Raw genomic sequence first — 5,002 nt, 5'->3', positions numbered from 1 at the left:
CGCTGCCGATTGCTCGACGGCTGTGAAGACCGGCACGGCGATCACGGTGAACGGCCAGACGCAGTTCACCTCGGCCGGCACCGGCATCATCTCTGTGCCCGGTCTGTTTGTGTCTGACTCCGAGAACCCCGTAAAGGACGCGCTGCAGCGTTGCTATGTCCTCGTCGAGGTTGCGGCCCCCGCCGGCTACGTCCTGCCGGAGAACGCCGACACCCCGGTCGCTGTGAAGGTGGGTGCCACCACCACCTCGGACAACGTCGAGATCATCAACACTCAGCAGGAAGTGCCTCCGCTTCCGCTGACCGGCGCAGCCGGCCAGCTGATGCTGATCACGCTCGGTGGCGCAGCCATCGTACTGGCCATCGTGCTCATCACGGTGAACCGCCGCCGCCAGAGCAACGTCGCCTGACGTAGCGAGCAGTTGAGCTCCTGGTGCCTCGGCTCTTCGTCGAGGCACCAGGAGCTCCCTGGCAGGTACCACGGCACTGCGCCAAGACACCCAAAACCAAGGAACACATGCGCCAGAGATCATCGCGACGCTTCCGGCCTACCGTCCTCACCATCGTCATCACGTTGTTGATCTTGGGGGGGACAACCGCGGGGGCCTACCCCATGACCGCTGCTTGGTTCTCCTCGTATAACCAGTCAAAGATCGTGGAAACCTTCAGCGACGATGTCAAAAGCGCCGTGCCATCTGCATCACAGCAGCTGGACCAGGCCCACAGGTACAACGAAGCCCTCGTTGCCGGCGTCAAGTTGGATCGCAACGCGAACATTCCCGTCGGTACAGGCTCCTCGCAGGCCAAGGGACTTGAGTACGATCACCTGCTCTCCGCGAACGCCGAAGGCGTGATGGGGCGCATCAAGATCGACTCCGCCGAGGTTGACCTGCCGATCTACCACGGCACCAGCGACGCGGTGCTGAGCCGAGGAGCCGGGCACCTCGAGGGCTCCAGCCTCCCCGTCGGAGGAAAGGGCACCAGGTCAGTGATCACTGCACACCGAGGCCTAGCCAACGCCACGATGTTCACCCATCTAGACCGCGTCAAGGAAGGCGACCAGTTCACCCTGGAGGTCTTCGGCGAGGTACTGGTGTACCAGGTCATCAAAACCCAGGTCATCGATCCGGAGGCCACCGCGACGCTCCGGGCCGAGCCCAACCAAGACCTCGTCTCGCTAATCACCTGCACCCCCCTGGGCATCAACACCCAAAGGATTGTGGTGACCGGCAAGAGAATCACCCCGACCCCGCCGGCCGCGCAGGCCGCCCTGGGCCAGGTGCCAACCATTCCAGGGTTTCCCTGGTGGATGGTCATCCTTGGCGCCGGAGGGGCCCTAGCCATCGCCTACTTCGTCCTCCAAGGACGCAAGGACGCAAGCATCAGAAATCGACGCGACGCCGCCCACCTCCACCACGCAGCGTCCCAGCCACATCCAGCAGACAACCAGCCTCCGTTGCTCACTCGCGACTTTGCTCGGTAGATAGGGGAAATACCATGCACACCCGAACACTCAGGCCAAAGGAGCCGCATGTGCGGCGGCCCATCAGAAGCCTCCTGCGGCGCGTCCTTGCCACAGTTGCCGCCGCGCTCACGGTCTGCCTGGGCATCAGCCTGCCCTCCGCCGTAGCCGAAACAACCACCTATGAGTTCTACGGGCAATGGCAGAGTCCCCCTACGTCGGTCTCTTCTGGCACCGACGCGCTCTCGGCCGTCTGGTACCTCGACATCAACGACGACAGCCCCGCGCCTTCGAACGACCCGGTGCCCAACAACACCGTGGTGTTCACCGCCACCAACGCCAAATTCACGGCAATCCCCTCGGTCTGCAAGACCAGCGGCGTCACCCCCGTCTCCACCCTGTCGGCGGACGGCACCACGCTCACCTGCAACATCGGCACCCGAGACCAAGGCACCGCCCAGGTCACCTTCACCGGTCTCGTGCCGATGGGCAACAGCGGAGACCAGGTCGGCCTCACCGGAGAATTCAACGGCAAGACCTTCGACCTGCCCAAGATCCCGATCGACAACAAATTCGTGATGGACGCCAAGTTCGACGGCGGATCCACCTCCACCCAGGTCGGCGCCCTCCAGGAGCTGACCTTCGGATGGTCGCTGAGCCACTCCACCGGGTCGCTGCCTGGTCCCACATCCGTGAGCTACGTGCTAACGGTCAATGCCTCCAACGGCGAAACGATCACGCTTCCGACCGGCAGCTGCTCGCCCATCTCCACCGGCCTGGCCGGCTTCCCCTACTCCGACGGCGCACACAGCACCTCCAACAGCACCGACTTCCCCGGATGCACCCTGGTCTCCCAGGGCGGCGGCAAATACCTCCTGACTTTGACCGGTCTGAACTACGACGCCCCGTTCCCCACCACGGACTCGCGCGGTAACGCTCTGCCCACCGGCATGGACGTCATCGCCTCCGGCCAGGTCAAGTTCCGTTTCCCCTACGTCAGCCCCGGAACCTTCACGCTTTCGGCCTCTACCCCGACCTATACCGCAGCGGGCAACCCGTCCGTGACCTCGGTCGATTCTGCGGCCAACAACTCCAACTCGCAGGCCTACACGCGAGGCGTCTGGTCGCACGGCTTCAACGCGGTCGGCGCACTGTCTCAGGGCAGCGTCTGGACCGACACCTACCGCACCTACGCCGGCGCCACCGTGACCTCGGGTGCCTCCGTCCGAGCGGAGGTCGGTAACAGTGCTTGTGTCATCCTCGACACGAAGTACGTCGACTTCCAGTCGGCCAAGGTTTCATCTTCGGCCTCTGGCGAGGCTTTCACTGGCGGGACAATTTGGTACTACACCGGCACCGGGGGCGGGCTGCTGGACCCCACCAGCACCAGCTACAACCCCAATGCGTGGACCGGATGCGAAACCGTCACGCCGGCTGCTGGCTGGAGCACCACCCCGCCTGTCAACTTGTCGACCGTCAAGGCCGTCAAGTACACGCAAACGTTGGCACTCATCAACCAGGGCACGAGCGTCAATGGCCTGCAGGGCATCTACGTCGATCAGAAGATCAAGAGCACGGTGAGCACCGGCCAGGATATTTGGTCCTGGGGCTCCTACCAGCTCAACGGCACGTGGAACCACCCCAACCGCTCGTTGAACGTCACCGACAAGCCGAACTCTGGCACGGCCACGCCTGGCGCACGCTATCCCTATGCCGCCGCCGGCCGCGATGTGCTTCGCATCATCGGCTCCACCCCGGTGGTGGAGAAGGAGGTACTCCAGAAGGAGGCCGGCCCCGGTGCCACGGTTGACTACGCCGTGCGTTACGGACTCACCGCCGATGCCGGCGCCACCGGCGCAGTTGGCACGGTTGTCGTCACGGACACGCTCCCTGCAGGCATGACCTTTGTGACCGGCTCTTCGACTCCGGCCCCCGTAGTGTCGGGTTCGCCGGCGACAGGCCAGACGTTGACCTGGACAATCTCCAATGTCTCTGTCAACAAGTCGCCCTTGGACGTGCTCAACTTCAAGGCGACCGTCCCGTCGACGGCCACCCCTGGGTCCACGATCACCAACAAGGTCAGCGCCAGCAGCCAAGGGCAGTCCGCCACCGCTGAGGCGTCGCTGGTCGTTCCGAAGGACGGCTACACCACCCTGAAGAAGACGGCTGCTCAGGCGAGTGTCCCGACGAATAATGGCGTCGCCAAGAACTCTTGGACCATTGAGATGGAGTCTTTTGACCCCACCACCAGCGCGAAGACCGACGTTGTCGACATCCTCCCGTACGTCGGCGACGGGCGCGGCACGGACTTCGATGGCGCCTACACGCTCGACGGCCCGGTTGTGGCCCCGGCAGGTGCCACGGTCTACTACACCACCGCTGCTCCGGCCACGCTGAAGGAAGATCCGAAGGATCCGTCCAACGGCGGATTCTCCACGACTACCGGCAACACCGTCGGCTGGACGACAACGTACTCCGCCAACGCCACGGCCATCCGAGTCATCGGGCCGGCGTTGGCATACGGCCAGAAGCAGTCATTCCAAGTGAAAATCACCACGACCGGGAGCAAGGGCGACAACAAGTTCGTCAACCTCGCCGTCGGTCGCGCAACGGACACTCAATTGCGGATGCGAACCTCTGCCTCATTCACCGTGACGCCGAACCCAGCCTTCACGCTGAAGAAGTATGTGCGCGACCTCCAAGGCAATTGGCATGACGCGCAAGACGCCAGCGATTACCCCGCGTTCATGATCGATCAGTCGGCCAGGTATCGAATTGTCGTTGCCAACACGGGCAACGTCGATTTTGCTCATCTGCCGCTCTCCGACGACAAGGCCGATCTTGGCCAGCTCTACGTTGACGGTCAGCTCACCTCGTCCCTTCCGCTGGAAGGCGACGCTCAGGGTGTGCGGCTGGCCAGCCTCAAGGTGGGCGAAACCGCCACCATCGAGTACGACCTCGCGCTGGCCGACATCGCTGAGGAAGGCGACACCGTGGTCAACACTGCCTGTGTTGAGCCGGAAGCTGGGGAGACGAAGCCGGCTAAGGTCTGTGACCCGGCAGGTGTCAAGATCCTCTCGAGCCTGGCTTGGAACAAGATCGGGCCCCACGCCGACACCGGTTACCTCAAGGGATCAGAGTGGGCCGTTGTGGAAGTTACCGGTGATGGCGGGTCCCCCGTCGCCGGCGCTACGGAAACCGCAGTTCAGGACTGCACCGCTGCGGGCTGCACCGGGCCTGATGTTGATCCTCGCGCAGGTCGCTTCCACCTTGTGGGATTGAAAACGGGCGCGTGGTATCGGGTAACAGAGACCAAAGCCCCAGCGGGCTACGTACTCGCCGATGCTCCCTTCTATGTGTACGTCGATGGGACCACCGTTCTCGGCGCCGCAGGCATCAAGAACGAGCTCGCAGAAGTTCCTGAGCTTCCGCTGACAGGTGGGACCGGATCACTCTCATTCTGGACTGTGGGAGCTGTGAGCGGGCTGGCAGTGGTAGCGGGGCTGCTCTGGCAACGCCGGCGTAACGCCTCCGCATAGGG

Annotated in this window: 3 protein-coding genes; all 3 read left to right on the top strand. The window is 63.6% G+C overall.

Going from position 1 to position 5,002, the window contains the following annotated elements; all coding sequences use genetic code 11:
- On the top strand, positions 1 to 409 hold a 409-nt coding region (locus Q0A15_RS11895; protein WP_291279741.1), incomplete at its 5' end, for an LPXTG cell wall anchor domain-containing protein.
- A gap of 107 nt (positions 410 to 516) precedes the next feature.
- The gene (locus tag Q0A15_RS11890) at positions 517 to 1,482 is read left to right on the top strand and encodes a class C sortase (RefSeq protein ID WP_291279740.1); all 966 of its coding nucleotides are present in this window, start codon (positions 517 to 519) and stop codon (positions 1,480 to 1,482) included.
- Positions 1,483 to 1,532: 50 nt separating this feature from the next.
- Complete coding sequence (locus Q0A15_RS11885) at positions 1,533 to 5,000, top strand: SpaA isopeptide-forming pilin-related protein (protein WP_291279739.1); 3,468 nt, start codon at positions 1,533 to 1,535, stop codon at positions 4,998 to 5,000.
- The last annotated feature ends 2 nt before the right edge of the window (positions 5,001 to 5,002 follow it).

The organism is Galactobacter sp., assembly GCF_022712295.1.
Classification (GTDB): Bacteria; Actinomycetota; Actinomycetes; order Actinomycetales; family Micrococcaceae; genus Galactobacter.
The sequence above is the reverse complement of the archived record's forward strand: the minus strand, read 5'-3'. Positions and strand labels throughout refer to the sequence as shown.

Coding starts and splice junctions, on each gene's coding strand:
- Q0A15_RS11890 (WP_291279740.1), top strand. CDS start 517: ATGCGCCAGAGATCATCGCGACGCTTCCGGCCTACCGTCCTCACCATC.